Raw genomic sequence first — 25877 nt, forward strand, 5'->3', positions numbered from 1 at the left:
TCATAACACCCACTAATCCACCAACCGACCAACCGACCAACTACACTGTATCTGAGTTATATACGATCCCAATATGGGGCTTCTCCAAAGCGTTCAATTAAAAAATCAATCAAGCTTCTCACCTTGAGTGGTAAGTAGTGTGTGGCTGGATAGATTGCATAAGCGTGCATAGTGGACAGTGTGTAGTTCTCTAGTATGGGTACCAGATCACCCTTTTTCAACGCTTCCCACACAAAAAAGGTTGGCAACATAATAATGCCGTGTCCTGAAAGGGCCAATTGCATCATGGCATTGCCGTTGTTGGCGCTGAAGTTAGATTCTCCATTCACTAGATGTTTCTGTCCAGCACTGTCCCACAGCGGCATGCCTGCTAATGGCCAACCTGTGCGCTTAAGTATTTTATGAGTTTTTAATTGTGCTGGAGTGGTGGGTGTGCCTTGGCGCTCAAGGTAATCGGGGCTGGCGAAGATGGCATGCCTAATGGGTGTGATTTGACGCGCTTTTAGACTGGAGTCGGGTAGGGAGCCGATACGAAATGCCAAATCGTAACCACCCTCTATGAGGTCGACTTTATGGTCAGAATAGTCTATCTCAAGGGTTAACTCTGGGTGCTGTCGCATGAACTCATCAATGGCAGGCGTGAGGTGTGCAATGCCAAAAGACAATGGCACAGCCAGCTTTAGCGATCCGGCCAACACTTTGTTTTCACGCGCTATATCACCATTCAACGAATCTACTTCGCCTAATAGTAGTTGAACCCGCTGGTAATATTGGTGGCCAGCTTCAGTAAGGCTAGAGGTGCGCGTAGTGCGGTTGATGAGTTTAGAGCCCAATCTATTTTCTAAGTCATTAAGGCGCTTACTAACGGCAGATTTAGCCAGGTTAAGTTGGCCTGCCGCTTTGGTGATACTACCCGCTTCAACAATCCTCACAAACACCTGCATGTCTTCTAGTTGGCCCATATAGTTCTCTTTTGACGAACAATGTTTCCGTATTCTTTATGTTTTTCTGCGCTTAGTCAAACGATATATTGCCACTGTCAGCTAGAACTAATTGTAACCCCTCACAGTTCTTGCTAACGCTTCCCTTTAACGTAATGCTTTTTAATAAGAGAACAAGGACAAATTATGACTAATGTAAGAAATGAAAATGGCACATGTGGATGCGGCAGATCGCCAACTGGAGATTGTATTGGTTGGCATGCCCTGACACCTGTGGAATATGAAGCCAAAACTGACAAAGAAAAAGAAGCAACATTCGAAAATTCAAAGTAAAGGACAGTATCTATTAATCCTGTGCCTTAAAACTAAACAGTAGAAGGAAGAATTAGAATGGCTTTATTAGCAATGTGTATGCCCATCTTAGCGGGTAAAAAACCAATGTGGCTGGCAATGATGAATGAAATTAATTCAACAAATGCGAAACCAGAAGTGGATGCAATTCGTGAAGGTTCTGGAGTGCATGAGCGTTCATTCCTGCAAGAAACACCCCATGGAGACTTTGTTATCTTGACCATTGAAGGTAATGATCCTGCCGCCAGTTGGGGCAAAATCATAGCGGCTCTTCCGCCTGAGTTTGCTGCTTTTGCAAAGGAAGTCCATGGAATGGATGTGAACACACCGCAGCCGCCATTGCCGACACTTATGTATGACAGCAGAAGTTAAGCTTAAGTTGGCTGGGATAGTAAAGTGATAAATACACTAATTACCCATTAGTACCTAAACATGGATTATACATGGACTGTCACTCACCCACAGCTGAAGTTCACTTTGTACGAACAATGAGCTGGTATTTTTCTTTATAGAGTCAAACTCGCAGATGTTGATAACCCTAAAACGGTCCGTACAAAATGGCGATACAAGTCACAATCAATGGACTTAATAACTCACAAAAAAATTTTAAAAATGGAGAATTACTATGAATACCTTAAATACTTTCGCCGCCCCCACAGGGCGCTTATTTCTTGCCATGATGTTTTTCATGTCTGGCCTTAGCAAAATTGGCAATTATGCGGGCACTCAGGGCTATATGGAAGCCATGGGGGTGCCAGGTGCTCTACTGCCCCTTGCGATTGCTCTTGAGGTACTGGGAGGGTTGGCTATCATCCTTGGCTGGCAAACGAAAATTGCTAGTGTTGCTTTAGCAGGCTTTTGCGTAGTGTCGGCGGTGATGTTCCACAATGATTTTAGTAACCAGGCAGAAATGAGCTCGTTTATGAAAAATGTCACCATTGCTGGAGGATTTTTATTGTTAGTTGCCCATGGGCCAGGTGCATACGCCTTAGACAATCGTGTAAAATCTGCTCCAGCGTAATTAAATTTGAGCCAGAGAGAGATCCTTAATGACTGCATTCAATCATACCCACGTAGCATCGAGAGAACTGCAACTTAGCACTTCAGGTATGCCAGCCTCAGATGGGGACGGGGTTAAAATGACTCGTATTATTGGTACCCCACAGTTAAACATGCTGGATCCATTCCTCTTGCTCGATGCCTTTGGTAGTGATCAACCACTGGATTATATTGGTGGATTTCCAAATCACCCCCATCGAGGCTTTGAAACAGTCACGTATATGCTCGCTGGGCGCATGCGTCATAAAGATAGTATTGGCAATGAAGGGGTGATCGAAGCCCATGGCGTGCAATGGATGACAGCAGGCAAAGGCATTGTGCATTCAGAAATGCCAGAGCAGGACAGTGGCCTGCTGGCAGGCTTTCAGTTGTGGGTGAACTTACCCAGCAAAGACAAAATGTGTGAGCCAAAATATCAAGAATTTATAGCTCAGGACGTGACTGTCGAAAAGCGCCAAGATGGCAGCCAATTAAGGGTTGTGGCTGGCATTACCGATTTGGGTAGTATTGGGCCAGTGCAACGTCATGACATTACTCCCACCTTTATGGACATTACTTTGGCGCCAGGTAGTGAGTTTAATCAACAAATTAAATCAGGTGATACGGCCTTTATCTATGTGATTGAAGGTCATGTGTTAGTGGGAGGTAAGGCCAGTCTTTTGCCTACTAAACAGCTAGGTATTCTAGAAGATGGGGACCATGTCAGCATGGTCGCAGCCCCCCAAGGGGCGCGCGTTTTATTAGTGGCGGCCACCCCGATTAACGAAAGTGTGGCCCGAGGTGGGCCATTTGTTATGAACACAAAAGCTGAAGTAATGCAGGCTTATGATGATTTTAGAAACAATAGGTTTTAGGAGTTAATAATGGGATTACTTGTTAATGGAGAGTGGCATAGCGATTGGTATGACACCAAAGCCACAGGCGGACGTTTTGAACGCAAAGCCCCCAGTTTTCGTAATTGGGTTACTGCAGACGGCAGTGCTGGGCCTTCGGGCACTGGGGGCTTTAAAGCAGAGCCTAACCGTTACCACTTGTATGTATCTCTAGCTTGCCCTTGGGCCCACCGCACCCTGATCTATCGGCAGTTAAAAGGCTTAGACCAAATGATTTCGATGTCAGTGGTAAATGCCTTTATGGGTGATGAGGGGTGGACCTTTGAACCCGGGGACGGGGTCATTGAAGATCCAGTCAACCAAGCCACTAGAATGCATCAAGTTTATACGGCGGCGATGCCAGATTATACAGGTCGGGTGACGGTTCCTGTCATATGGGACAAACACACTCATACTATTGTCAGTAATGAGTCACCTGAGATCATCCGTATGTTTAATTCAGCCTTTGATGACGTGGGTGCAATTGCTGGAGACTTCTGTCCTCCTGAGTTGCTCACAGAAATTGACAAATTGAATGATTTTATCTACCCCAACATCAATAATGGGGTTTACCGAGCTGGATTTGCTACCACCCAAACCGCCTATAACGATGCGGTCACTGATGTGTTTAATGGCCTAGATACCCTTGAATCTCGGTTAGCCAAGCAACGTTATTTAACGGGCAACACCATTACTGAAGCAGACTGGCGTCTATTTACCACCTTGGTGCGCTTTGATGCTGTTTATGTGGGACATTTTAAATGCAACCTGCGTCGCATCGTAGATTACCCAAATTTGTGGGGTTATTTAAAGGACTTATATCAAGTGCCAGGTGTCGCTCAAACGGTGCATGTGGAGCACTGTAAAGCACATTACTATGGCAGCCACGAAACCATTAACCCCACCTCAATTATACCCGTAGGTCCAGTGATTGATTTTATGCAACCACACGATCGAGCGTCGATTTAGTCAAAGATTGGTGTTAATACCCCTTTAAAGATTGCTTTAGCAGTCTTTTTTTTGCGCCTCATGCACATGAGCCAGATAGAGAAATAATAAATGAAACCTGTAGTCGCTAATAATAAACCCGTTAAAGTCACCCTTGCCAAAGGTGAGGCCTATGCCTTTTGTACCTGTGGACGATCGAGTCAGCAACCCTTTTGTGATGGCTCCCATGTCGGTACTGACTTTAAACCGCAGCAGGTAGTAGCAGAGGAGGCAGGCGATGCGTATTTGTGTCAGTGCAAACATTCTTCAAATTTACCATTTTGTGATGGCAGTCATAAACAATTTGACGAAAGTTCAATAGGTAAAGAAGGCCCTGGTTTGGGAGTTGACGCCTCTAAAATTCCCCTCGTTAGTGCCACAAAAGAAGAGCCTACTGTGGAGTTTATTCACCAACTTGCGAGGGACGGTTTATCTAAGATGGGCCATCACGGGCCCATGGCATCTATGGGGGTGCCCCGTCACGAGTTGCCTCACTGGGATGATATTCAGATTATGACAGCACAGATGGCACGTAAACCTTTGTTTGAAGATGTGGCAGTCAGCAGTGAACTAGTGATTGGGCCAAGGGCTAAAAAGCCACTCATCTTAAAGATCCCATTATTTGTCTCAGATATGAGTTTTGGTGCATTATCAGAAGAAGCGAAGTTGTCCTTATCAATAGGTGCTGAGTTAGCTGGTACGGGCATTTGTTCTGGTGAAGGGGGCATGTTACCTGCAGAGCAACAAGCCAACTCGCGCTATTTTTATGAACTTGCTAGTGCCCAATTTGGGTACGATGAAGCTAAGTTAAAAAACGTTCAGGCCTTTCATTTCAAAGGTGGCCAAGGCGCAAAAACGGGTACTGGAGGCCATCTTCCTGGTAATAAAAATATTGGTAAAATTGCGCAAGTGCGGGGTATTGCAGCGGGTGAGGCGGCTATCTCGCCTCCCACTTTTAAAGATTTACATTCGCCTAAAGACTTCAGAAAATTTGCTGATCGGGTACGCTCTATTACGGGTGGTATTCCCATTGGCTTTAAACTCAGTGCTAACCACATCGAAAAAGACATTCAATTTGCTCTGGATGCCAGCGCTGACTATATCATTCTTGATGGACGTGGCGGTGGCACAGGGGCTGCACCTGAGATGTTTAGGGACCATATCAGTGTGCCTACGATTCCCGCATTGGCAAGGGCCCGCAAGTATTTAAATGAGCAGGGCGCAAGCGGCGAAGTCACCTTGATCATTACTGGTGGTTTGCGAGTACCGATGGATTTTGTTAAGGCCATGGCTTTAGGAGCAGATGGTGTGGCGATCTCCAATAGTGCGATGCAGTCGATCGGATGTGTGGCTGCAAGAATTTGTAATACTAATAATTGCCCCGCTGGTATTGCTACTCAAAAAGCAGATTTACGGCAGCGATTAAATGTAGAAAAATCTTCTGTTCAACTGAAGAAATTTTTTGAATCTTCAACCCTTTTAATGCAGGTGATGGCTCGCGCCTGCGGGCATGATGCCTTAAGAAAATTTACCCAAGAGGATTTAGCAACATGGCATCGTGATATGGCGTTATTGAGTGGCATAAACTACTCAGGAATGATGCCGCCATCGCGTTAAACTACTCACCCCAAGTGCAACATGGATAGGGGTTTTTGGATGATTTGTGTTTTGTTAATGATCCTGTAGGGTAAGCGATCACTTACTTACCGTGGGTTAATGGGGCGTGTTGTTGGCTGGTACTATGTTTAAGTTATGTTTAAGTCATGTGTAAGTCACGTTTAAGTTATGTGTGTGCCTTATGTATTTAATCAGTGTGCTATTAGTGTGCGATTAGTGTGCTATTTATGTTGCAGACTTATATTGAATTTGGCAGGCTAAGGCGTAGACTAGGGCGGAAATTGAATAGTTCATATGAGCTTGGGTTGATGCCTTCTTACCTCCCAATTATTGATGCATCTTAAAACCCCATAATCCAACATCTCACGAGTAAAGGTTCAGATTAAATATGCCCAATAATAGCTTGCTTTTAGTGCTTGGTAATCAACTATTTCCCATAGAAAACATGCAAACAGCCGCCACTGATTTTATATTTATGGCAGAAGACTTGGGCCTTTGCACCTATGAGAAACACCATAAGTTAAAGATCTTAATGTTTTTAGCGGCGATGCGTGAAAAACGGGATGAGTTGCTAACTCATAATTTCAAAGTTGATTATGTTGATATTGATCACCCCTCGTTTGATCAAGCCTATGAAGAAAAGTTAGCTAAGTGTATTTTAGAACGCGATGTTACCTCACTGACCATTTTTGAAATTGAAGACAAAGACTTTGAAGCGAGAATACAAACCTTTGCTGCCCAGCAAAACCTAACGCTCACAGTATTACTCTCGCCCATGTTTATTTTAGATCGGCAAGAGTTTTTATCCTTTACTGGGAAAACAAAAGTGTTGCGCATGGGTAATTTTTATAAAGAGGTGCGTAAAAAACTCAATCTACTCATGGATGAAGAACAAAAACCCTTGGGTGGTAAGTGGTCTTTCGATGAAGATAACCGTAAGAAAATTCCTAAGGGTTTGTCTCTACCAGAGCAGTATGAGCCCCAGCAGAGTGTTTACATTGAACCATTAAAAACCACCATAGCACTCAAGTTTTCTAGCCACCCAGGTCAGATGAATGACGTTTGGATGCCTCTGACTCGACCAGATGCCCTGGCACATATTGACCACTTTCTAAGCCTGAAATTTGAAAACTTTGGTATTTACGAAGATGCTATTTTGCAAAATGATACCTTTATGTTTCACAGCGCCATTAGCCCCTCTTTAAACATGGGCTTAATTACCCCTTATGACATTATTAATAAAGTGTTGGCTTACACTGAAGCAAACCATGTGCCGTTGAACTCTGTGGAGGGTTTTTTACGACAGATTATTGGCTGGCGTGAATTTATTAGAGGGGTTTATCAGCACCATGGTGCAACCCAACTAGAGAGTAACTTTTTTAATTTCTCTGGCGCATTAAAAAGTAGCTGGTATTCTGGTGATACAGGTATTCCACCCTTGGACGATGCCATCGGTTTTTCCCAGAAGTTTGGCTACACTCACCACATCAATCGACTCATGGTGATCGCTAACCTTATGACCTTGTGTGAGGTGCACCCAGCACAGGTCTATCGATGGTTTATGGAAATGTATGTGGATTCTTCAGAGTGGGTCATGACGCCTAATGTATTTGGTATGGGAACCTTTGCAGATGGTGGCATCTTTGCGACTAAGCCTTACATTTGTGGGTCTAATTACATTCTTAAAATGAGTGATTATAAAAAAGGTGAGTGGTGTGATACGGTTGATGGCCTATATTGGCGTTTTGTTAGCCGTCATATGGGGGTATTAAAAAATAACCCACGTTTATCGTTTATGCGTAAAACCCTTGAAAATATGAAACCTGAACGTAAGGAATTAATATTTGCTTGTGCAGAGGACTTTATTGCCACCCATTGTGCCCCTCAATAAACAAAGTGTGCCCTTTAATAAACAAAGTGGGCATAGAGTTGAGGTTTTTAGTCATTTGCATCAAGGCGACCCAAACCCTGGTGTTACTCCAAAGTCGTAGTTTCAATTGAGCTCATGTCGGTTAGTATGGTGGCTTATTTGCTGCCCTGATCGAGTAAAAGTCTATGAGCTATGCCACAACCTACCAACAGGCACTCACGCAACCTGCATTATTTTGGCAACAGCAGGCGCAGCGTCTACCTTGGTTTAAAACCCCCACTCAGGGGGTAGATACGGGCACATGGCCCACTGGGCGTTGGTTTAGTGACGGTGAAATGAATACCTGCTATATGGCCCTTGATCATCATGTGGCGAACGGTCGGGGCGATCAAGTGGCTATTTATTACGATTCACCCGTTACCGGTCTGCAATCTAGGCATACTTACGCTCAATTATTACACGAAGTGGCTCTGTTTGCCGGTGCGCTAAGACAGCAAGGTGTGGCTAAAGGTGACCGCGTGGTGATCTATATGCCAATGGTGATGGAAGCTGCGATTGCCATGTTAGCCTGTGCTCGTATTGGTGCTGTGCACTCTGTGGTATTTGGGGGCTTTGCTGCAGTTGAATTGGCTGTGCGCATTGATGACGCAAAACCAACGGCCGTTATTAGTGCGTCTTGTGGCATTGAAGTGGCCAAGGTCATTGCCTACAAACCATTGTTAGATGAGGCTTTGCAGTTAGCCCAGCATCAAGTGCAAAGTGTGGTGATATTACAACGACCACAATTAGAGGCATCCCTCCAAGCAGGGCGTGATCATGACTGGCTGCAGTTGATGGCCCAGGCTGAACCCGCCGAAGCAGTCACTGTGAAAGCAACAGACCCTCTCTATATTCTTTACACCTCAGGCACCACGGGCAAGCCCAAAGGTATCGTGCGGGACAATGGGGGCCATGCGGTGGCTCTTCATTATAGTATGAGTGCGATTTACAATATGTCGGCTGGCGATGTCTTTTGGGCAGCGTCAGATGTGGGATGGGTAGTAGGGCACTCCTATATTGTTTATGCGCCATTGTTGGCAGGGTGTACCAGTATTCTTTATGAAGGTAAGCCAGTCATGACGCCAGACGCGGGCGCATTTTGGCGTGTGATCGAGGAATATAAAGTCAAAGCTATTTTCTCAGCACCGACTGCTTTTCGAGCCATTAAAAAAGAAGATCCTAAGGGTGAATTACTTAAAAAGTATGACATTAGTAGTTTAGAAACAGTATTTATGGCGGGTGAAAGACTAGACCCACCCACCTATAATTGGGCCTTAGACATTATAGGAAGGCCAGTGGTCGACCATTGGTGGCAAACAGAGACGGGCTGGTCTATTTGTGCCAATCCCGTGGGTTTGGATGATTTGCCTGCCAAAGCAGGTTCGTCCACTGTGGCTATTGCAGGTTACGACTTACGTATTTTGTCGGATGCAGGTGTGCCTTTAGGAGCTAACGAAAAAGGTAATATTGCCCTCAAGTTACCCCTGCCACCTGGATGTTTAATTGGCATTTGGGGGGATGACACTCGTGTGCATGACTCTTATTTGGCACAATTTCCAGGCTATTACACTTCGGGCGACGGTGGTTATCGTGACGAGGATGACTATGTGTTTATTATGGGGCGTACGGATGACGTTATTAATATTGCCGGCCACAGGTTGTCTACGGGTGAAATGGAAGAGGTCGTAGGTGCTCATGAGATGGTCGCCGAGTGCGCCGTAATAGGGGTGCAAGATGATCTAAAAGGCCAATTACCCATGGCTTTAGTATTACTTAAAGTGGGCGCAAGCATTGATGAAGCTCAGCTAAGTAAAGAAATTGTAACCATGTTGCGTAAAACCATAGGTCCTATTGCGGTGTTAAAAAGTGCTCACATAGTGGCGCGCTTGCCAAAAACCAGATCAGGTAAAATTTTACGTAACATCATCCGTCACATTGCTAATGGTGAAACTTTTGTGGTGCCAGCCACCATTGATGATCCAGCCAGTCTGGATGAAATCAAAAAACTGGTCACTAACAGTGACCAGCATTAACTAGCAGGGATTAGAAGTTACTGGTGGTTGTTAGGAGTGTCTAGCAGCTATTAGGAGTCGCTAGCAGGTATTAACAGGCACTAGTCATTAAAGGGGATTAGTGCAATGTTCATCCACTAAGTTCTGCAGTAGCTGCTTAAAGTCGCTAAAGCTGCGGGTTTTAAGGTTAGCCACTTTACCTCCATCATCCACCAAACGTACCTTGATAATCGATTGCAGGTAGGGGTTGGTCTCAAACTGCGACACTTCTAGGGCAGTCATGGGCCCACCTTGAAGCTTTAATGAGTGCACTGAGGCGGCGCTTAGCTTTGAAAAATACTCTGATCGGGTCGCACATAAGTAACGCTTGGCCGACACATGATGGCGCACACATTGGGTCACAGATTCTGGAAAAAATGGTGCTAATACTTTGGCGCCATAAACCTCATGCTGGCGATCATGGGAGTCGTCCATTGAAAAAGTACCAAAGTCACTGGTGAAATGACCTATATCGTGCAATAAAGCCGCAGCAATCACGATATTAGAGTGCCCTTGATGCTCTGCCAGAGACGCCCCTTGGAGCATATGTTGTGCCATAGTCACGGGCTCACCCAGATAAGCTTGCCTGCCACTGTGGTGAAATATGTGGCCTAAGTGAGCCACAATGTTGCTTGGGGTTAAATTCTTAACGTGATTTTGCATGATTTTACTCCTATCTCAGGGCCTACTTCGCTCTTAACTCGACTTCTAACCCAAAAGGGCATCTTTATGGTTGTTAGTAAGCACAGATAAGCGAGAAAGCAGGCCATCCATGTCGGCATAACAGCCTTGCAGCCAGCGCGTGCCAGCGCCAGAAAATGCCTTACGAGCATGCAACACACGGGTGTTATCCAGCACAAAACAATCACCAGCATTGAGTCGAAAGCCAACTTCAGAGGCTGGGTTGTCAATAATTTCAGCAAAGTGGCGATAGGCGGCATAGTAGTCTTGCATGTGCTCAAAAGGAATATCGGTAAAAGGTGCTGCAGAACGATTATTGAAGCGAATGCCCTGTAATTGCCCATCAGCAGACAACTCGATCATGGGGCGTCTTGCCTGTAAGCAAACGTCGTGTTCGCCAGCATATTCAAAATGCGCACAATAGGTGCTGAGCAAATTAAAACCATGAGGGTCTACTTGACGCAATTGGGTGGCCGCATTAAAACCATCCACTAAGACATTGTCGCCACCAGGTACAGAGCTTTCTAAGCAATAAAGCACTTGAATGGTGGGCACAGGGTCGCGGTAAGGGTTATCTGTGTGGGCCTGTAAAGCTAAGCCAGTATAGGCAAGATTAGTGGGCTTTTCTTCAACGCGCACCTCAAATATGCGGCCATAGTTGGTCTCGCGTAAATGGCCAAACAGGTCAACTACCCGAGTTAAAGCACCCGCATGCACCGGACCTGCATTGAGTTTGGCAAAACCAAACTGTGCTATCTGCTTAAGCCACACCTTTAAAGTCTGTGGCGAGGTAACCGCAGCATCAAACTCAGCCTCGGGTAAGCTGGCCATTAAACGACTGTCCCACAGGGTTTGGTTGGGTTTATGCCACCCTTTGGTGGTCTCAATGGGTTTGTCATACGCATGACTTAAAAGCCAATTAAGAGGGAAATCGACGGTTTTGTTTTCGGGCATAAAAGTCACTGTTAAGACATCTTGTGTGACTTGGGTATGACTGACAAAAATCTTAGCATCAATGTCTTGTAAGGTAATCAGTCGCTGGCCATTACTAGCGCTGCGTGTGGCTGGATCTAACGCATTGTCCCTGAGCCAAATGGCGTGAAAGCGGCTAGTGTGATCAGCCACTGTTAAGCGAATGATTTGGCCATCTGACTCTAAAGTTACCTTGTTCATGTCAGCTCCATAATAGATTTGTGTCAACTTAGTTTAGGTCAAATGTTAGCTTCATGTTGGTCTTTCACTAACATTATAAAAGCATGCCTAATAACTACCTATGTGGGCCCTAAAGACGGCTCTCAAACCAATGAGCCAGCAACGCCCCGGTATTGTAATAGGCTGATTTTAAGCGCCAGTGGCAGTCCATTGTAGGGTCACTAATAGCAAGAGGTAAGTGGATTTCATCTAAACCCATGGCCCATTTTGCTGCAGCACAACCCAAGGTAGTAGCGGGGCCAATGCCGCGGCCACTGTATCCATATAAACTAATGGCTTGAGGACCCATGGCACACATCTTAGGCAGTTTGTCAGCAGTCATGGCAATTTGGCCACTCCACATATAGTCAAATTCATAGGCTTTCAGCTCTGGAAATAAGGCCTTGAGTTTGCGCTGGGCCCAATGCATGTGAGTGCTAGATCCTCTATGCTCTAAAGAACCCACACCACCAATAATTAAACGGCCCTTGTGATCGAGTCTGAAAGAAGACATAGCATGGGCCGTGTCCCAGCAGCCTTCTTTGTGAGGTAGAATCTCCTCTTGCTGTTTCAGAGTTAACGGTGCAGTGGCAAATTGGCAGTAACCGATGGGTGTAAAATAACCTTTTGTTTGGCTTTGTGGAGCCTGACTTTGAGCATCCCTAGAGCTACGCTGGGCATCGTTTTGGGTGCCATAAGCATTAGTTGCCACAATTAATTGATTGGCACTAACGCGGCCTTGTGCAGTGAAGATGTGCCATTGCTTGTCTTGGTAACGATAATCAAGCACAGCCGACTGAGTGTTTATGCTCGCGCCGGCTTTCACTGCTGCGTGGGCTAAACCAAAGGCATAACTTAAGGGCTGGATAGTGCCAGCACGGGCATCAAATAAAGCCCCTAAAAACTCACTAGAGCCTGTGCGCTGCATTGTGGCCGATGCGCTTAATAATTCCACAGGGGCTTGGCGCTTTTGCTGCTGTAAAAAACGTCGGTTAAGATCTTTCAGACCGCTTTTGTTGGTGGCACAGTGAAGGGTGCCATGTCGCACTGGGTTGCAATCGATCTGGTATTTTTGGATTAAATCAAACACCATATCAGGTGCACAGGCGAAGGCTTGGTTCAGTTTTTGTCCTGCGGCTTGTCCTAGTGTAGCTTCAATGTCGTCGGGTGGGGTCCATAAACCGGCATTCACCAAACCCACATTACGCCCAGAACCACCAAAGCCAATGGTTTGGGCTTCAAGCAAGTGCACATCAAGGCCGCTTTTAGCTAACTCCAAGGCCGCTGACAAGCCACCATAGCCGCCCCCAATAATGGCTACGTCTGCGTGCGCATGATGTGCCAGAGCTTGGCCGGTAAAGGGGTTATTAGTGCTGGCCTGCCAGAGGCTTTGGAGAGTTATGGGCATATTAGATCATCTTTGTTTTTCAATGGTGACTTATAATCTAAGCATGAGCTTAATAATGGTGTCGAAGGTTTTACCATAAGGCGGGTACATTAGCGATAAGGCCGACGTGTGCGCTTGCCTAAAAATGGGGCGTAGCTTACTCATGGCCATAAAGCCCTCTTCGCCATGGTATTGCCCCATGCCACTTTCACCGACGCCGCCAAACGGCATGTCGTGTTGGCCGACATGAATGGTGGTGTCATTAAGGCATACCCCACCAGACCGAGTTTTATTGATGACTTTTGTCTGCAGGGTTTTATCATCACTGAATAAGTACAACGCCAAGGGTCGGTCTTGGCTATTGATATAGTCTAACACTTGGTCGATATGTTGATACGTCATAATCGGTAATATGGGACCAAATATTTCTTCCTGCAGCACTCTCATGGTCCCTGTAACACCGGTTAATAGTGTGGGAGGGAATTTTCTAGTGACATCATTAGCCACGCTACTGGGCACCAATGTTGTTGCTATTGCACCTTGCTCCAAGGCATCCGCAAGAATACTTTTAAGGCGCATGTAGGCCCTGTCATTAATGATAGAGGTGTAGTCTTGGTGTTCGATATCTGGATAACGGGCACTGACAATGGTTTTAGCTACCGCGACAAACTCTTCGACTTGACCCGCGGGCACAAATAAATAGTCTGGTGCCACGCAGGTTTGCCCAGCGTTAAGGTACTTTGAAAACAACAGTCGTTTTGCCGCTTTGGCTATTGAGTAATCGGGTGCAATAATTGTTGGCGATTTACCACCCAGCTCTAAAGTTACTGGAGTCAGGTTGTCGGCGGCAGCACGCATTACTTGGCGGCCAGTATGGCTAGAACCGGTAAACACCAAATGGTCAAAGGCTAGGGCAGCAAAGTTTGAGCCTTTAGCACCCTCCACAATGGTGAGCATGTTGGCTGCAAAGTGTTTGGCAAATAAGCGTTGTAATAACTCACTGAGGTGGCTTGAATTAGCCGCCATTTTAATCATGCAGCGATTGCCTGCAGCCAGGGCGCCAACGAGGGGGCTGACACACAAAAATAATGGGTAATTCCATGGCACAATAATACCCACCACACCCAGAGGTTGGGGGATTACGGTGTTTTGAGCCCCCAATAGCCATAGGGACACCACACGTTTTTGGGGCCGCATCCATTGCTTTAAACGTTTGCGAGCATACTTAATACCGTCAATGCACAAATACAGTTCTGCTAGCAGTGTTTCTTGGAATGGGCGATGACCAAAGTCCTTCGAAATGGCCTCTGTTATGGCAGACTGATTGGTTTTGAGGATGTTTAAGAGCTTGTTTAAGTTTGCCAACCTTTGCTCTAGGGAGGGGATGCCGTGCTCTAAATAGGCCTCAGTTTGTGCCTTTAGCACTTGGTTTAAGTCTTGCGCAGGCACAGGGGCTTGGTTGGCAGTTTGGTCCATGGCCTAGGAGATCTCCTGTGAATTCGGTTGCTTCGTTTAAGAAGCATAAGGCTAAGCCTCTTGTGGATGCAATAGCTGGGTCAATATGCCGCGGCAAAGGTTTGCCGTTTAAACTCGAGTCGTTTAAAAAACCCTTATAAAACAAAATTTTAATGTTTTTGGCACAGTCTGTGCTTAAGTATGGACACAAGGCAATAATTACTGAGGCCAAAATGGATAAGATGATATTTACCATGCTTAACAGCATGAAGAGCGTACAGACTAAACAAGCCAACAATGCGCACGAGATTGCCAACGTGGTCACCCCTGGTTTTAAGAAGTCTTACAGTGAACAAACTAAATCCCTAGACGTGCATATACCCGGTACTTTTAATACGCGAGCCATGCCCGTGTCCAATGCGACCAACGTGGTAGACATGAACCCAGGAGCTTTAATGGTGAGTGGCCGGAAGTTAGATGTTTATGTTAACCATGCAGGCGCCCTTACTGTGCAAGGCCCAGAGGGGCAGGATCTTTACACCCGTCGGGGTGACTTATCGGTGTCAGCCAATAATCAACTGGTTACGGGTACTGGACATCTAGTGGTAGGCGACAATGGCCCTATTACCATTCCCGCAGGTAGTAATATATCGATTGCTCGAGACGGCTCAGTGAATATGATCCCCCAGGGTGAAACCGCAGAAGTAAACGTGGGGCGACTTAAATTGGTCGACACCCAAGGTCAAGAGATGCTCATCCGAGAGGATGCCCTTTACCAGCTAAAAGAAGGCGTGTTGCCAGCGAGTGCCGAGGTGACAGTTACACCCAATGCATTGGAAGGCAGTAACGTGACCGTCGTGGATTCAATGGTGAGGATGATTACCCTGTCTCGCCAATACGAAATGGCTGTCAACATGATTAAAAATGCCCGTGAAGTGGACGCTGCTAGCGCCTCTCTCATGCGCTTAAACTAAGAAATAAATAGGAGATTCTTATGGATTCCTCATTATGGGTTGCTAAAACAGGCTTGGATGCTCAACAGCGCCGTATGACTGTAGTGGCCAACAACCTGGCTAACGTAAACACCACTGGTTTCAAGAAAGACCGTGCCGTGTTTGAAGATTTACTCTATCAGACTATTCGCCAACCCGGCGCACAAGTGGGCCAAGGCGCGAATTCACCGACCGGTTTAGTATTAGGTACAGGTACTCGTGTAGTGGCCACCGAGAAAATTCATAGCCAAGGTAACATGATTCAAACGGATAACGCCCTTGACCTTGCACTTGACGGTGATGGTTTTTTACAAACCCTACGCCAAGATGGCACCATTGGCTATACGCGAGACGGTTCGTTAAAACTTAATAATGTGGGCCAGCTAGTCACCGCGAGTGGCAACCTATTACAGCCAGCCGTTACAATACCCACTAATGCCCGCACTATTACCATTGGTAAAGATGGCACCGTGAGTGTACAAACATTTGACCAAACCGAATCCCAAACCGTAGGTAACATTCAGGTGGCGAACTTTATTAACCCAGCTGGCCTGCAAGCCATGGGTGGTAACGTGTATGTGCAAACGGCCGCCAGTGGCGAGGCCCAGGTACTTACTCCTTCACAAGATGGTGCAGGTTCCCTGATTCAAGGTTCGTTGGAAGCTTCCAACGTGAACGTGGTGGAATCCATGGTCAACATGATTGAAACCCAGCGCGCTTATGAAGTGAACTCTAAAGCCATATCGGCAGCAGACGGCATGTTGCGTTTCATTAACAACAACCTTTAAACATAAGTGATTAAACCCACGTAATTAAAAACAGGTGATACTCATGGCTAAATTAACATCGACATACAAGCAGGCATCTAAAATAGGCACGCTCGTTCTGACCTGTGTATTCGTTAGTGCCTGCGGCAGCAAGGCCATGCCGGTTAAAACCAGTGACTTCTCGCCGGTGTTACCCGCAGCCATCATTGAAAAAGCAGTGGCCGATGGGTCAATTTATTCTGGGGGTATCAATGATGGTTTATTTGGTGACCGCAAGGCCTATCGGGTGGGTGACATTATTACCATTATATTGCGCGAAAAAACCTTGTCGCAAAAAAGTGCGAGTAATGTCACCTCACGAAAATCCAACAATACTGCAGTGGCTGGGATAGGACTGGGCGATGCAACCCTGGCTACTGCATTGGCTAGCAGTAATATCGATAACACCGGCAGTGGCGAAGTGAAACAGTCTAATACCCTGGGTGGCGATATATCAGCCACCGTGGTGCGGGCGCTCACCAACGGTAACTTGATCATTCGTGGTGAAAAGATGATCGCCTTGAACGACGGTAATGAATACATCCAGATTTCGGGCATGATTCGCTCAGAAGATGTGCAGCCTGATAACACCGTGCTGTCCAAGCGCATCGCCAATGCAGAAATTAGCTACAGTGGTGACGGCGATTATGTGGACGCGACCAAAGCAGGTTGGGGCACCAAATTGTTCTATAAGATCTGGCCTTTCTAATGCTTAAATGCATCTGGAAGATCTCCTTTGCTCTATCGCGTGATTTAAAGTAATACTAGAGCAGCAGCTTTATTTGGCTGAAGTTTCACCTTGTTATTCTGGCCCTGATTGTATAACTAAAAGGGCTAGAATTACCTTGATTTAGATGTAAGTTCGCTGGTATCAAGTCAAGATTTAAAATGAGTTAAACGATCAACTCTGATGCCATGCTTAGCGAATTAATAGATTTTAAAGCCTTACAAATAGCCCTATACCAGTAATTAAATCTTGGAATAACCCATGGAACTGTCATTAGAAGAAACCATAGATAAGTCTATTGAAACTTATAAAGCTGGCAAGATTCAAGAAGCTGCCCCCCAGATTGATGGTCAGAACTCAGTGAGGCCTAATGTCTTAGACAGCTTAAAGCTTGATCAAGCGATAAGACTTGCAAAGAAGAAAGCCAAAGCAGGGTCTCTAGAGGACGCCAAGCGCATTTATAATGATATTCTTGCTAGATTTCCAAGGAACAAGCGGGCTCTTGATGGGATTAAGTCACTATCGGGTGGGTTTACTGGTAAAGTGTCAAAGGTTAAAGAGCCACCACAAGACCAACAACAGCGTTTGATCAACCTCTGTCAGCAAGGTCAGCTCCAACAGGCTTTGGACAGCTCCAAGCAATTGCTTCTGCAGTTTCCTAACTCATTGACACTGTATAATATTCAAGGCGTCGCTAATGCAGCGTTGGGGCAGTTTGATGCTTCCATTGATAATTACAAACAAGCTCTGAAGATCAAGCCTAATTATGCGGACGCCCACTACAACATGGGTTCTGCCTTAAAGGATAAGGGTGACCTGGAGGCTGCAATAGGCAGTTACAAACAGGCTCTAAAGATTAAGCCTGACTATGCCGATGCCTATCTTAATATGGGTAATGCCCTGAGTGATAAGGGTGATGTGGAGGCCGCTATAGATAGCTTTAAAAAGGCTCTAAAGATCAAGCCTGACTATTCTGATGCCTATAACAATATGGGTAATGCACTGCAGGATAAGGGTGACCTTGAGGCTGCCATCGATAGCTACCAAAAAGCTTTGAAAATAAAGCCTGACTATGCTGATGCCTATAATAATATGGGTGTTGCCCTAAAGGATAAGGGTGATGTGGAGGCCGCTATAAATAGCTTCAAAACGGCTCTGAAGATCAAGTCTGACTATTCTGATGCCTATAACAATATGGGTAATGCCCTGCAGGATAAGGTTGATTTAGGGGCCGCAATAGACAGTTACAATCAGGCCGTAAAGATTAGGCCTGACTTTGCTGAGGCCTATTATAATATGGGTAATGCCCTGAAAGATAAGGGTGATCTAGAGTCCGCAATAGACAGCTACAAAAAGGCTATCAAGATTAAGCCTGATTATGCTGCAGCCTATTATAATATGGGTAATGCCCTGCAGAATACGGATGATCTAGATGCCGCTCTGGGTAGCTTGAAGCAGGCCATAAAGATTAAGCCTGATTATGCTGAAGCCTATTACAATATGGGTATTGTCCTGAACGATAAGGGTGATCAAGAGTCCGCTATAGACAGTTACAAACAGGCGGTAAAAACCAAGCCTGACTATGCTGAGGCTTTTAACAATATGGGTGTTGCCCTGAACAATAAGGGTAACCTAGAGGATGCTATAGACGGCTACAAACAGGCCATCAAGATTAAGCCTGACTACGCTGAGGCCTATAACAATATGGGCGTTTCCCTGAAGAATAAGGGTGACCTAGAGACCGCTATAGACAGTTACAAACAGGCGGTAAAGATCAAGCCTGACTATGCTGAGGCTTTTAACAATATGGGTGCTGTCTTGTTTGATAAGGGTGACCTAGAGGCCGCTATAGACAGTTACAAACAGGCCATACAGATCAAGCCTGACTTTGCTGATGCCTATAATAATATGGGTGGCATCCTTAAAGAACTAGGAAGATTAGACGAGGCCGAAGCAAACTACACGCGAGCGATATCGTTGAAACCTGACGATGCCAAAGCCCATAATAACTTGGGTGTCACACTGCAAGAACTGGGTAGATTAGATGAGGCTAAAGCTAGCTATGCGCAAGCGATAGTGTTGAAACCTGACTTTGGTGAAGCTTTTTGGAACCTACATGGTGTTGAAAAGACTATTGGAGGAGCCGAATATTGGATTGATAAATGTTTGATTGCAGATGCAAACCATTTGGAAGCACAATTAATGAAGGCTGCATTAAGATTCTATCAAGGAGACAGAAATAGTTTTGATGGTTTGATGCAATCTAAGTTCAAAAAACACCCCTTTATGCGTTCATTTTCTTGGGCTTTTAGCCTACCTAATCTTCCTGAGCTACACTTTGATAAGGGGCACTTTTTTGATTCCGTAGTTAAACAAAGCATAATTTCAAAACCGTTTTATGAATTTGGTGTGTGGAGGGCGTCATCCTTTAAATATCTTCTTAAGGTTTTTAAAAAAGGCTATGGGTTTGACACGTTCACAGGTTTGCCAGAGGATTGGCATAGCGAAAATGGTAGTGTTGCCCGAAAGGCTGGTGCTTATACGAGTGATGGAAATGTGCCTAAAATAAAAGGGGGAGAGTTTATTGTAGGTAAATTTGAAGATACTTTGCCAGTCTTTTTTTCTGAAAGTCGGCCTATGGCATCAGTAATAAATTTTGATGCAGATTTATACTCCTCAACTATTTGTGCTTTAAATTTTTCAAAACCAGTAATGGATAAAGATACTATTTTTATCTTTGATGAACTCCTAATGAACGAAAATTGGGAACAAGACGAATTTAAAGCATTAAACGAATTCTGTTCTATCAACAAATATAGTTATGAAGTGATAGCAATCTCATTCTTTACAAAACAAGTTGCAGTTAAATTGACTGGTATTTAACATCTATTAAAGAGGATTACCAAATATGCAACAGAAGCCAAACACTTGTTAGCGAGACTTACTTTAAAGGAACAAAGCTAAAACTCGCAACCAAAGTGAACTTTCAAAAACCGAACAAAAAAGGTGGGCTAATGAAATCTAGTAAACGAAAAACAGCGCTAATTTGTGGAATTTCTGGGCAGGATGGAGCATACCTTGCAAGGCTTCTGCTGTCTAAAGATTACAAAGTGGTTGGTACTTCAAGAGATTCTTCTACTAATAGCTTAACCAATTTGAATCGTCTAGGTATCGTTGATGATGTTGTGCTTTATTCAATGGCCCTTAATGATTTTCGGAGTGTGCTTCAGGTGCTGTCTGATGTTGAGCCAGATGAAATATATAATTTGGCTGGCCAAACTTCTGTAGGCTTGTCTTTTGAGCAGCCAATCGAAACTTTTGACAGTATCAATACTGGGACCTTGAACTTGCTTGAGGGACTGCGGTTTTTAAAGCTTAACGCTCGATTCTATAATGCCGGATCGAGTGAGTGTTTTGGTAATACCGCAGGGGTGTCTGCTAACGAAACAACCGCCTTTAAGCCCAAAAGCCCTTATGCTGTTGCTAAAGCCGCTGCGTTTTGGGCTGTCGCGAGTTATCGTGAAGCCTACGGTTTGTTTGCGTGTTCTGGAATACTATTTAACCATGAGTCTGCGCTAAGACCAGAGCGGTTTGTCACACAAAAAATTATACAGGCAGCCAAACGAATTAAAAATGGTAGTGGCGAAACCCTTTTGCTGGGAAATATAGAAATACACAGAGACTGGGGCTGGGCTCCAGAGTATGTAGATGCAATGTGGCGCATGCTGCAGCAAGAAAATGCGGATGACTTTGTAATCGCTACAGGAAAGTCTCATTCCCTTAAAGAGTTTGTGGTGGAGGCTTTTTCCTGTCTAGATTTAGATTGGCATGAGCACGTAAAGGTTGACTTATCATTAATGCGGCCAAGTGATATTAACCAAAGTTGTGGTAATGCTGATAAAGCAAAGGCAGTATTGGGATGGCAGTCAAAGTCTACCTTAAAAGATACAGTGTACACGATGATAGAGGGTTGTGTTGGAGACAAAATCAGAGATAAAAAAAGGAAACATGCTTTTGATGATGAGTTTATCCAACTCGCTCGCAGTGTTTATATCACCAATGATCAACGTTCACGTATCAAAAGAAAAATAAATGATATGTTTGGATCAGAACTTGTAGAAGAAAAATCATATGCGGAATACTAAGCCCCTATGTAACTTAGCCAATATTGATCTGCGCTGGAGTGTGTGTTTAAGTTTGGCGCTGAAAAAACTAATCAAACAGATGTATGGTAATAATATTCTTATTACTAATACACACATCATGGACTGATTATGGAACTGACATTAAACGAAACCTTGCACAAGGCTGTTGAAGCCCATAGAGCGGGTCAGATTCAAGAAGCAGACCGCCTTTATACAGCCATGCTTCAGGACCAACCCAAGCACCCTGACGTTAATCATAATATGGGAGTGTTGGCGGTTGGTGCTGATAAGATCCAAGAGGCATTGTTATTCTTTAAAACAGCCTTAGAAGCTAATCCTGGCATAGGTCAATACTGGTTGAGCTATATTGATGCGTTGATTCAATTAGACCAAATAGTGGACGCCCAAACTGTGCTTGATCAAGCTAAGGGCAAGGGAGCTAGCGGTGAAGCTTTTGAGCAGCGGGAACAAAGACTCAACGAGCTAAATGAAGCACAGGTAAAAGCTGACCCCCACATTGATGGTCAGAACCAAGTGAGGCCTAATGTCTTAGACAGCTTAAAGCTTGATCAAGCGATAAGACTTGCAAAGAAGAAAGCCAAAGAAGGGTCTCCTGATGACGTCAAGCACATTTATAATGATATTCTTGCTAGATTTCCAAAGAACAAGCGAGCTCTTGATGGGATTAAGTCACTATCGGGTGGGTTTATTGGTAAAGTGTCAAAGGTTCAAGAGCCACCTCAAGAACTACTCGGCAGTCTTTTAGAGCACTATCAAAATAGACGATTTAGTGAAGCTGAAACGCTTGCGATTTCCCTCACTCAACAATTTCCCGCGCATCAATTTGGCTGGAAAGTGCTTGGTGCTGTACTCAAACAAACAGGCAGAATTATTGACTCACTAACTTCTATGCAAAAATCTGTGCAATTAGTGCCACAAGATGCTGAAGCCCACTACAACTTGGGTATCACACTCAAAGAACTGGGAAGATTAGACGAAGCTGAAGCAAGCTATACACAAGCGATAGCGTTGAAACCTGACTATGCTGGAGCCCACAACAACTTGGGAACCGTGCTCAAAGAACTGGGAAGATTAGACGAAGCTGAAGCAAGCTATACACAATCGATAGCGTTGAAACCTGACTTGTCCGATGCCCACTACAACTTGGGTATCACGCTCCAAGAACTGGGCAGATTAGATGAGGCTGAAGTAAGCTATACACAAGCGATAGCGTTCAAACCAGATTATGCCGAAGCCTACAGCAACTTGGGCTCCATGCTCAAAAAACTAGGAAGATTAGAAGAGGCTAAAGCAAGCTATAAGCAAGCGATAGCGTTCAAACCGGATTATGCCGAAGCCCATAATAACTTTGGCGCCACGCTCCAAGAGCTGGGCAGATTAGATGAGGCTGAAGCAAGCTACACACAAGCGGTAGTGTTGAAGCCCGATTACACTGAAGCCCATAATAACTTGGGCGCTACGCTGCAAGAACTAGGCAGATTAGATGAAGCTGAAGCAAGCTATACACAAGCGATCGCGTTGAAACCTGACTTTGCTAAAGCCCACCATAACTTGGGAGTGCTTTTATTTGAGAGTAGAAAATACAATTTAGCCGAGGAGCAATTTGGTCTATCCGATACCTATCAAGGTAAACTTTATGCTATTCGATGCTCGTATCTTCAAGATGAAGAAGTTATTTTCTATGAAAAATTTGATCTTTTAGTATGTCAAGGTGAAATCAATGCCGTTATGGGTTCGTTAGCTTTTTGCTCAGAGTCTAAATATGGAACAAAAAAATCAAACCCGTTTTGTAATGATCCCTTAAAATATGTTGTAAAGACTGACTTAAATGAACTTTATGACTTCGGGAAAATTTTCATTGAGACTGTGAAAGATGTCTTAACTGACAATTCCGTGTCCTATAAGGCGCAAGGGCATTTAACTAACGGGATCCAAACTGCAGGCAATATTTTTGCTCAGGGGAAGGTACCTAAAACAGAAATTGAAAACATTATTCACACTGAAATTGAAAAATACCGGATTCAATTTAAAAACAGTGAAGAGGGTTTTATAAAGAATTGGCCAACTTCCTACGAAATTAAGGGCTGGGTTGTAAGCATGCAAAGTGGTGGGAAATTAGCCCCTCATATGCATGATAATGGCTGGATAACGGGCAGTATCTACATAAACGTGCCGCCAAAATCAAAGACTGATTGTGGCAACCTTGTTTTGTGTATTAGTGATCAAGAACATGTCCTAGGAGTGGAGAAAAACCAACAAAGTATTATCGATGTAGTGACTGGTAGTCTATGCCTTTTTCCATCTTCACTCCATCACTACACACTTCCATTTGAAGAAAAAGAAAACCGTATAGTATTGGCGTTTGACGTTCACCCAAAAAATTAGATGATCAAACTATTAAGCCAAGATATACTTTGGCTTATAACATTTTTTATATAGAAACTTTTTCGTCTCCCTTTATTGAGTGACAAAAAATATTATACAAAGTGGTTTAGGCTTAAGAATGAAAAGACTCAACGAGCTAAATAAAGTACAGAAAAAAGCTACCCCCTCCACTGATGGTCAAAACCCAGTGAGGCCTAATGTCCTAGACAGTTTAAAGCTTGATCAAGCGATAAGACTTGCAAAGAAGAAAGCCAAAGCAGGGTCTCCTAAGGACGCCAAGCTCATTTATAATGATATTCTTGGTAGATTTCCAAAGAACAAGCGAGCGCTTGATGGGATCAAATCGCTAGTGGTTGGACTTATTGGTAAAGCATCAAAGGTTAAAGAGCCACCACAAGACCAACAACAGCGTTTGATCAACCTCTTTCAGCAAGGGCAGCTCCAACAGGCTTTGGACAGTGCCAAGCAATTGTTGTTGCAGTTTCCTGACTCATTGACTGTGTATAATGTTCAAGGCGCGGCTAATGCAGGGTTGGGCCAACTTGATGCTGCTATAGGTAGTTACAAACAGGCTCTGAAGATTAAACCGGATTATGCTGATGCTTATAATAATATGGGTGTTGCCTTAAAGAATAAGGGGGACCTGGAGGCTGCGATAGGCAGTTACAATAAGGCTTTAAAGATCAAACCTGACTATGCTGATGCCTATAATAATATGGGTCTTGCCCTGCAGGGTAACGGTGATTTAGAGGCCGCAATAGATAGCTACCAGCAGGCTTTAAAGATTAAGCCTGACTATGTGGACGCATACTTCAATAAGGGTATCGCCCTTCAAGAAAAGGGTGACCTAGAGGCCGCAATAGACAGCTATCAAAAAGCCATAAAGATCAAGCCTGACTATGCTCAAGTCTATTACAATATGGGCAATGCCCTGAACGATAAGGGTGATCTGGAGGCGGCCATAAGTAGCTATAAAAAGGCTGTAAAGATTGAGCCTGATTATGCTGAGGCCTATAGCAATATGGGGAATGCCCTACAGGATAAGGGTGACTCAGAGGATGCTATAAACAGTCATAAACGAGCTATCAAGATTAAACCAGACTATGCTGACGCCTATATTAATATGGGCAATGCCCTGATGGGAAAAGGAAGCTTAGATGCCTCCATTGACAACTACAGACAGGCGCTTAAGATTAAGCCTGAACTTGCTGACGCCTTTTACAATATAGGCATTGCTCTGAGTAGAAAAGGTGATTTAGACGCTGCTATTGATAACTATAATCAGGCACTAAAAATTAATCCTGAGTATGCTGAGGCCTATAATAATATGGCCACTATCCTGCAGGATCAGGGTGACGTGGAGGCTGCTATAGAAAGCTACGAACAGGCTCTTAAGATTAAACCTGATTATGCTGAAACACATTACAATCTGGGACTTTTACTATTTGCAGATAATCAATATAAAAAAGCTGTTGAACATTTTAAGTTCAGCGATTTTGAAAAAAGTAAATATTACGTATTAAAATGCCTTTATATTCAGGATAAAAAATCACTTTTCTATGACCAATTGGATGATCTTATAAATCGGCATGAAATTCATCCAATAATTGGCTCACTTGGTTGCCGCGCTGAACTGAGATATGGAATAGAAAAACCGAACCTATTTTGCAAAAATCCATTGAATTACATCTCAAAAAATGACTTAAGTGATCAATATGATTTTGACAAAATTTTCATCAAGACAGCAAAAATAATCTTAAATGAGAATAGGATTCCATTTAAAAATCAGGGGCTTTTGACCAACGGCAATCAAACAACTGGTGATTTGTTTAGCCTACAGCATGATTTAACAGAAGACATACAAAAAATCATACGTCTAGAAATTGAAAAGTATAAAGTTGATTTTAAACATAGCACAGAGGGGCTTATAACAGGTTGGCCAACCGACTACAGTATTAAGGGTTGGCTTGTAAGTATGAAAAGTGGAGGAAATTTGCAGCCCCATATGCATGAAAGTGGCTGGATCAGCGGAAGTATTTATATAAACGTCCCTCCAAAAGCAAAAATTAATAGTGGGAACCTTGTTGTTTGTATAGAGCAAGATCAACTACCAGCTAAGAGCACAAATCAAGAAAAAATTATTGATGTGGTTACTGGGAGTCTGTGTCTTTTCCCTGCATCTTTACTTCACTACACGATTCCATTTGAGTCTCAAGAAGATCGAATAGTGTTAGCATTTGATGTTGTGCCAAATTGGCAACACATTATTTAAGCAATTAGTTATCTGTTTTTTTTAAGCA

Annotated in this window: 20 protein-coding genes; 15 read left to right on the forward strand and 5 right to left on the reverse strand. The window is 44.2% G+C overall.

Annotation, left to right across the window (positions count from 1 at the left end; all coding sequences use genetic code 11):
• Nucleotides 1-56: 56 nt before the first annotated feature.
• Nucleotides 57-962 (reverse strand): LysR family transcriptional regulator, encoded by a 906-nt coding sequence (locus ABXT59_RS03125; protein WP_443637629.1) that lies wholly within the window; start codon nucleotides 960-962, stop codon nucleotides 57-59.
• 165 nt (nucleotides 963-1127) lie between these two features.
• Here ABXT59_RS03125 and ABXT59_RS03130 point away from each other — a divergent pair, with 165 nt between their 5' ends.
• From ABXT59_RS03130 to ABXT59_RS03165, 8 genes are all read left to right on the forward strand, one after another.
• A complete protein-coding gene (locus tag ABXT59_RS03130; RefSeq protein WP_443637630.1) occupies nucleotides 1128-1274 on the forward strand; it encodes a hypothetical protein in 147 nt (48 codons plus the stop codon).
• A gap of 57 nt (nucleotides 1275-1331) precedes the next feature.
• A complete protein-coding gene (locus tag ABXT59_RS03135) occupies nucleotides 1332-1664 on the forward strand; it encodes a hypothetical protein (RefSeq protein WP_443637631.1) in 333 nt (110 codons plus the stop codon).
• A 253-nt stretch (nucleotides 1665-1917) separates the two neighbouring features.
• Nucleotides 1918-2313 (forward strand): DoxX family protein, encoded by a 396-nt coding sequence (locus ABXT59_RS03140; protein ID WP_443637633.1) that lies wholly within the window; start codon nucleotides 1918-1920, stop codon nucleotides 2311-2313.
• Nucleotides 2314-2341: 28 nt separating this feature from the next.
• Nucleotides 2342-3205, forward strand: a complete 864-nt coding sequence (locus ABXT59_RS03145) for a pirin family protein (RefSeq protein WP_443637635.1) — start codon at nucleotides 2342-2344, stop codon at nucleotides 3203-3205.
• 9 nt (nucleotides 3206-3214) lie between these two features.
• Nucleotides 3215-4192, forward strand: a complete 978-nt coding sequence (locus ABXT59_RS03150; RefSeq protein WP_443637636.1) for a glutathione S-transferase family protein — start codon at nucleotides 3215-3217, stop codon at nucleotides 4190-4192.
• Nucleotides 4193-4282: 90 nt separating this feature from the next.
• Nucleotides 4283-5827: a glutamate synthase-related protein gene (locus ABXT59_RS03155; RefSeq protein ID WP_443637637.1), complete on the forward strand. Its 1545-nt coding sequence runs from the start codon at nucleotides 4283-4285 to the stop codon at nucleotides 5825-5827.
• 388 nt (nucleotides 5828-6215) lie between these two features.
• Nucleotides 6216-7718 carry a cryptochrome/photolyase family protein gene (locus ABXT59_RS03160; RefSeq protein ID WP_443637638.1) on the forward strand — a complete coding sequence of 501 codons (1503 nt, stop codon included), beginning with the start codon at nucleotides 6216-6218 and terminating at the stop codon, nucleotides 7716-7718.
• A gap of 164 nt (nucleotides 7719-7882) precedes the next feature.
• The gene (locus tag ABXT59_RS03165; RefSeq protein ID WP_443637639.1) at nucleotides 7883-9769 is read left to right on the forward strand and encodes a propionyl-CoA synthetase; all 1887 of its coding nucleotides are present in this window, start codon (nucleotides 7883-7885) and stop codon (nucleotides 9767-9769) included.
• A gap of 87 nt (nucleotides 9770-9856) precedes the next feature.
• Here ABXT59_RS03165 and ABXT59_RS03170 read toward each other — a convergent pair whose 3' ends face one another.
• The 4 genes from ABXT59_RS03170 to ABXT59_RS03185 all read right to left on the reverse strand — a co-directional run bounded on the left by ABXT59_RS03170 (nucleotide 9857) and on the right by ABXT59_RS03185 (nucleotide 14522).
• Entirely contained in the window at nucleotides 9857-10450 is a 594-nt protein-coding gene (locus ABXT59_RS03170) for an HD domain-containing protein (protein ID WP_443637640.1), read from the reverse strand.
• A gap of 45 nt (nucleotides 10451-10495) precedes the next feature.
• Nucleotides 10496-11641: a 2-trimethylaminoethylphosphonate dioxygenase gene (tmpA, locus tag ABXT59_RS03175; protein WP_443637641.1), complete on the reverse strand. Its 1146-nt coding sequence runs from the start codon at nucleotides 11639-11641 to the stop codon at nucleotides 10496-10498.
• Nucleotides 11642-11750: 109 nt separating this feature from the next.
• Nucleotides 11751-13067, reverse strand: a complete 1317-nt coding sequence (locus ABXT59_RS03180; RefSeq protein ID WP_443637643.1) for an NAD(P)/FAD-dependent oxidoreductase — start codon at nucleotides 13065-13067, stop codon at nucleotides 11751-11753.
• A 30-nt stretch (nucleotides 13068-13097) separates the two neighbouring features.
• Complete coding sequence (locus ABXT59_RS03185) at nucleotides 13098-14522, reverse strand: coniferyl aldehyde dehydrogenase (RefSeq protein WP_443637645.1); 1425 nt, start codon at nucleotides 14520-14522, stop codon at nucleotides 13098-13100.
• 212 nt (nucleotides 14523-14734) lie between these two features.
• On the opposite strand from ABXT59_RS03185, the gene ABXT59_RS03190 reads away from it, so the two are divergent.
• The 7 genes from ABXT59_RS03190 to ABXT59_RS03220 all read left to right on the forward strand — a co-directional run bounded on the left by ABXT59_RS03190 (nucleotide 14735) and on the right by ABXT59_RS03220 (nucleotide 25849).
• Nucleotides 14735-15475, forward strand: coding sequence for a flagellar basal body rod protein FlgF (locus ABXT59_RS03190; protein ID WP_443637646.1), 741 nt, complete (start codon nucleotides 14735-14737; stop codon nucleotides 15473-15475).
• A gap of 20 nt (nucleotides 15476-15495) precedes the next feature.
• A complete protein-coding gene (gene flgG / locus ABXT59_RS03195; RefSeq protein WP_443637647.1) occupies nucleotides 15496-16281 on the forward strand; it encodes a flagellar basal-body rod protein FlgG in 786 nt (261 codons plus the stop codon).
• Between the two features lie 43 nt (nucleotides 16282-16324).
• A complete protein-coding gene (locus ABXT59_RS03200; RefSeq protein ID WP_443637648.1) occupies nucleotides 16325-17008 on the forward strand; it encodes a flagellar basal body L-ring protein FlgH in 684 nt (227 codons plus the stop codon).
• 279 nt (nucleotides 17009-17287) lie between these two features.
• The gene (locus ABXT59_RS03205) at nucleotides 17288-19909 is read left to right on the forward strand and encodes a tetratricopeptide repeat protein (protein ID WP_443637649.1); all 2622 of its coding nucleotides are present in this window, start codon (nucleotides 17288-17290) and stop codon (nucleotides 19907-19909) included.
• A gap of 131 nt (nucleotides 19910-20040) precedes the next feature.
• On the forward strand, nucleotides 20041-21171 hold the full coding sequence (locus tag ABXT59_RS03210; RefSeq protein ID WP_443637650.1) for a GDP-mannose 4,6-dehydratase: 1131 nt from the start codon (nucleotides 20041-20043) through the stop codon (nucleotides 21169-21171).
• 129 nt (nucleotides 21172-21300) lie between these two features.
• Entirely contained in the window at nucleotides 21301-23577 is a 2277-nt protein-coding gene (locus ABXT59_RS03215) for a tetratricopeptide repeat protein (RefSeq protein WP_443637651.1), read from the forward strand.
• Nucleotides 23578-23695: 118 nt separating this feature from the next.
• On the forward strand, nucleotides 23696-25849 hold the full coding sequence (locus ABXT59_RS03220) for a tetratricopeptide repeat protein (protein ID WP_443637653.1): 2154 nt from the start codon (nucleotides 23696-23698) through the stop codon (nucleotides 25847-25849).
• The last annotated feature ends 28 nt before the right edge of the window (nucleotides 25850-25877 follow it).

The sequence above is a fragment of the Candidatus Njordibacter sp. Uisw_058 genome (assembly GCF_047730065.1).
Taxonomy (GTDB): domain Bacteria; phylum Pseudomonadota; class Gammaproteobacteria; order Pseudomonadales; family Balneatricaceae; genus Njordibacter.